The organism is Photorhabdus sp. S10-54 (genome assembly GCF_963878145.1).
In the GTDB taxonomy this organism is placed as follows: domain Bacteria; phylum Pseudomonadota; class Gammaproteobacteria; order Enterobacterales; family Enterobacteriaceae; genus Photorhabdus; species Photorhabdus kayaii.
This window is the reverse complement of the sequence record NZ_CAWNXG010000187.1, coordinates 1-396: the sequence shown is the minus strand read 5'-3', so window position 1 is coordinate 396 and position 396 is coordinate 1. Positions and strand designations below refer to the sequence as shown.

The 396-nt window shown below is 55.1% G+C and carries 1 protein-coding gene; it reads right to left on the bottom strand.

Annotation, left to right across the window (positions count from 1 at the left end; translation table 11 throughout):
- Positions 1–396, bottom strand: a 396-nt coding sequence (locus tag AACQ83_RS24470) for a ShlB/FhaC/HecB family hemolysin secretion/activation protein (protein ID WP_146748321.1), incomplete at both ends; no start/stop codon positions are given.

Genomic DNA, 396 nt, shown 5'->3' with positions numbered 1-396 from the left:
AGGGCAGCGAATAATAGAGCGTGTCGTTTTGGCTGCCTTTCCCGGCAGACGCGTGAATATCGCGCCCACCGGAGAGATAGAACAGGTCGCTTAACGCCAGCGGGTTATCCAGAAAGAAGGTGAATCCACCCTGATAACGCCCGGTGCTTTTGGTGCCGGTATCATCCAGATACGTGGCGACTCGCCAGTGCCGTGACTGACGCCAGTCCAGCACAATATCACTCTCGCCCGGTTGCGCTGCCGGGACAATATTCATCTCCGCCTGAACGGTCGGGAAACGTTGCAAGTTTTCCAGTCCCTGCTCAATGTCCCGTAAATCCAGCAATTTTCCTTCACGCGCGGGAAAGGGGGTTATCCGCTGGATATATTTTCCGCTATCGGGGGTATAGCGGATAT